Below are 3,440 nucleotides of genomic sequence, written 5' to 3'. Positions count from 1 at the left end.
TATATTGCACTCCAACAATTGGGAGTTGAAGAAGTAGAAGTAATAAGATTAAATCACTTAAGTGAGATACAGAAAAAACAATATATAATAGCTCACAATAAATTAACCATGAATACAGGCTTTAACTTAGAAAAGTTAAAGCTGGAGTTAAAAGAGATTGAAATTAATGAAAAAGATTTATCTTTAACTGGTTTTGAAATAGAAGAACTAAAAGATTTAAATATTGGAAGTTTAGAAGTTGAAATTGATGAGTTTAAAGAAGATGAACCACCAGAAGTAGATTTAGAAAAAGAACCATATAGTAAACTTGGAGACTTATATATGCTAGGTAGTCATAGATTACTTTGTGGAGATAGTACAAAAGTTGAAGATGTAACAAAGGTAATGTTAACAGATAAAGCTGATTTAGTATTTACAGACCCACCTTGGAATGTAAATTACGGAGGAGTAAAAGAAGATAATCCTCAAGGATACAAACCAAGAACAATATTAAATGATTTCATGGGAACAGAGGATTTTAAGAAGTTTATGTTTGATATATTTTCAAGAATGGCTGAGTTCTCAAAGAAAGGTTGTCCAACTTATGTTGTTATGTCAGCACAAGAATGGGGAAATATGATGTTGACTTTAGCTCAGAACAATTATCATTGGTCATCAACAATTATCTGGAATAAAGATTCTTTAGTTCTTTCAAGGAAAGATTACCATACAAAATATGAACCTATTTGGTATGGGTGGCTAGAAGGAGCACCAAGACTTCATCCACTAGAAGACAGAAAACAGTGTGATGTTTGGGATATTCCAAGACCGAAGAAGTCAGAGCTTCATCCTACAACTAAACCGATAGAAGTTCCAGGAAGAGCAATCATGAATAGTTCTAAAAAAGGAGATGTGGTTTTAGATTTATTTGGAGGTTCAGGTTCAACTATGATGGCTTGTGACCAATTAGAAAGAAAAAATAGATCATTGGAATTAGACCCAAGATATGTAGATGTAATCGTAAAAAGATATATAAACTTAGGAAAAGAAGATGTGATTTTAATAAGAGATGGCAAAGAGATTTCTTATTCTGAGATTATTAGTAACCTATAAAAATTAGGTTACTAATAATTAAAATTTAATTTAAAAGGAGGCAATTATGGAAGTTATTAAAACGGAAATACTAACTCATAATATTCTTCAAATAAAAAAAATTAGTAAAAAAATAGCTCAAAATTTAGAGATGATTGATGATAAAAAAATACATTTATTATTTTCAAGAAAAAAAGAGAATTTTTATGAAAAAAATACTCTAGAAGACCTAAAAAGAGACATAAATTTAATAAAACAACTTTTAGAAAAAATAGAACATTATGAAGAAGTTAATTTAAATTTCAAAAAAAATATTGAGGATAAAATTAGAGAGGAAGTAGATTCCTCTCTAATAAATAGTTCAAATATAAATATAGAAGTATTATGTATTAATGTGAAGAATCAACTTTAGCATTTGGAGAAATAAATAAAGTTCCAAAATTTTTAATATTTTTAACAGTTCCATAAACTTCTAATTTTCCATAGTTATAAATAGTACCATTAACCATTCCATTAATGGTAACAGAGGATGTTTCATCAATGCTTATATTATTACAAACGATTCCGTTAATGTGGGCATGACTATTATTTTGTAAAAATAGACTTTCATCAAGTATTCCAGTTAAATTTAGGGATTCGTTATTAAGATGAAGTGACGTATGACATGTTCCGTTAATACAAATATTAAAATTATTCATAAAAATACCTCCTAATAAAAATGTTATATGTAACTGAGAATTATATTATAACTTTTTGGAGGGATATATACAAGCCTACTTAAAGGTAGGCTACTGATTAAAATGTATCAATTAATTGGTGCATTTTAGTTAGTAAAAATATGGATGAACCAATGTGTAAACTACAGGAAGGTTCGGGAAAGGGGTTGGCAGAATGGAGGTATATAAATGTGAATTTAGATGCCAGTAAGATATTTAGAATAGGTATAGATTGGTTAACTCTATATAACTTCGAAATAAGCTATAACAGTAATCTTTATATAACTGAAAGAGTAACTGAAGAGTTTTATCAAGAGAAGTTTTTATTAGATGAACCAAGTTATACCTTAGATAGTACGACAAGATTATATGCAGATGGAAAGGAGACTAATTTTAAAAACTTAAGATTAAATCCTAATAAAATTTTAAATGGACACAATGTATATAACTCAAGAGTAGATGAGCTTAAACAAGCTCTTTTAGTTCTTATAGAGGACTTAAAGCAAAAAGGGATAGATATTAATTTATCTGAAGCAAAAATAAAAGATATAGAGATAAATTTAAACATGAATAAGCCATTCTTAGAACTTAAAGAAGCCTTAGAACTGATATTTGTATCAACTCCACATCTGAAGAAAATTAGTAGATATACAGGAAATAAAAGCTATCGTTCAATGTTTCAAGATGAAACTTTATTAGGGAACTATAGCTCTTCACTTGTAACTGCTTATGATAAAACAGAAGAGTCTAAAAAGCTAGATGTAGAGTTAGATATAACAAGACTTGAATGGAGATTTCTAAATAAAACACTCTCATATTTTGCAAAGAGTAAAGAGTTAAATAATAGTTTAAATACAATATTAACTAACTTTTCTTTGATAGATGAGATTTTTATTCATAATACAAGAACTAGATTAATAGAAAAAGGTATTCATCATTTGGAGAAAAACTTAAAGGTTAATTTAGAGAGAGAGTTTATAGCTTTTAAGAAAGCTAATAAATTAGGAAAAGAGTTAGGAAAGAAAGAGAAAAGAGGAGTTTATAGATACCTGGAAGAAAAGTGCTGGATATTTGATTATAGCTTCTTAATTGAGCTTGTTGATAAGTATGATAAGCCGCACAAAACAAGAGAAACTAAAACAATAACTAAAAGTTTTTCCAATCATAATAATTTAGAAAAGTTAAATTATTTGATGGAATTTATTTTTAACCATTGATTTCAATTAGTGGTTAAGTTTATAGAGAGTAAAAATAGCATAAAAGAGTTTGAAAATAGAGAGGTTATAACTAGAAATATCTTAGATAACCTGGTCTATTTTTCCTTATTAACTAATAGGCAACATAAATGACATTTTTATTACTTAACTTATTCTTTTCATAGGAGGTGTGTCATAAGAATGATAAATAAGGTTTCTACTAAAATAAAGAGTGAGATAAGAAAAAGGTTTGAATATGGAGAAGATTTAAAAGAGTTAGCTTACGAATATAAATTATCTTATGGCACATTAAGAAATTTATCTAGTAAAGAGAAATGGGAGAAGGGAATTAACGCCTCAATACTTTATATCAAAGAAGTAGAAAAAGATATAGAGAATCACATAACTGAAAGAGAAGAAGTAAAAGGACATTATAAGAATCTCCATAAATCAACTC

5 protein-coding genes are annotated in these 3,440 nt (G+C 27.6%); 4 read left to right on the top strand and 1 reads right to left on the bottom strand.

Going from position 1 to position 3,440, the window contains the following annotated elements:
- Together ACRDDY_RS00795 and ACRDDY_RS00790 are read left to right on the top strand one after the other, a co-directional pair.
- Positions 1 to 1,092: DNA modification methylase (locus ACRDDY_RS00795; protein WP_438563065.1), on the top strand; the 1,092-nt coding region annotated here is incomplete at its 5' end.
- A gap of 46 nt (positions 1,093 to 1,138) precedes the next feature.
- Positions 1,139 to 1,483, top strand: coding sequence for a hypothetical protein (locus ACRDDY_RS00790; protein WP_438563064.1), 345 nt, complete (start codon positions 1,139 to 1,141; stop codon positions 1,481 to 1,483).
- Here ACRDDY_RS00790 and ACRDDY_RS00785 read toward each other — a convergent pair.
- Complete coding sequence (locus tag ACRDDY_RS00785; protein ID WP_438563063.1) at positions 1,461 to 1,769, bottom strand: hypothetical protein; 309 nt, start codon at positions 1,767 to 1,769, stop codon at positions 1,461 to 1,463. The genes ACRDDY_RS00790 and ACRDDY_RS00785 overlap by 23 nt on opposite strands.
- A 152-nt stretch (positions 1,770 to 1,921) precedes the next feature.
- On the opposite strand from ACRDDY_RS00785, the gene ACRDDY_RS00780 reads away from it, so the two are divergent.
- On the top strand, positions 1,922 to 3,004 hold the full coding sequence (locus tag ACRDDY_RS00780) for a hypothetical protein (protein ID WP_438563062.1): 1,083 nt from the start codon (positions 1,922 to 1,924) through the stop codon (positions 3,002 to 3,004).
- A gap of 180 nt (positions 3,005 to 3,184) precedes the next feature.
- Positions 3,185 to 3,440 (top strand): hypothetical protein (locus tag ACRDDY_RS00775; protein ID WP_438563061.1); only part of this gene is annotated, 256 nt, incomplete at its 3' end.

It is taken from the genome of Clostridium sp. (assembly GCF_051656525.1).
Lineage (GTDB): Bacteria > Bacillota > Clostridia > Clostridiales > Clostridiaceae > Clostridium.
The sequence above is the reverse complement of the archived record's forward strand: the minus strand, read 5'-3'. Positions and strand labels throughout refer to the sequence as shown.

What these genes read in the sequence shown, in the direction of transcription:
- ACRDDY_RS00790 (WP_438563064.1), top strand. Translation starts at nt 1,139, where the DNA reads ATGGAAGTTATTAAAACGGAAATACTAACTCATAATATTCTTCAAATA.
- ACRDDY_RS00785 (WP_438563063.1), bottom strand. Translation starts at nt 1,769, where the DNA reads ATGAATAATTTTAATATTTGTATTAACGGAACATGTCATACGTCACTT.
- ACRDDY_RS00780 (WP_438563062.1), top strand. Translation starts at nt 1,922, where the DNA reads ATGTGTAAACTACAGGAAGGTTCGGGAAAGGGGTTGGCAGAATGGAGG.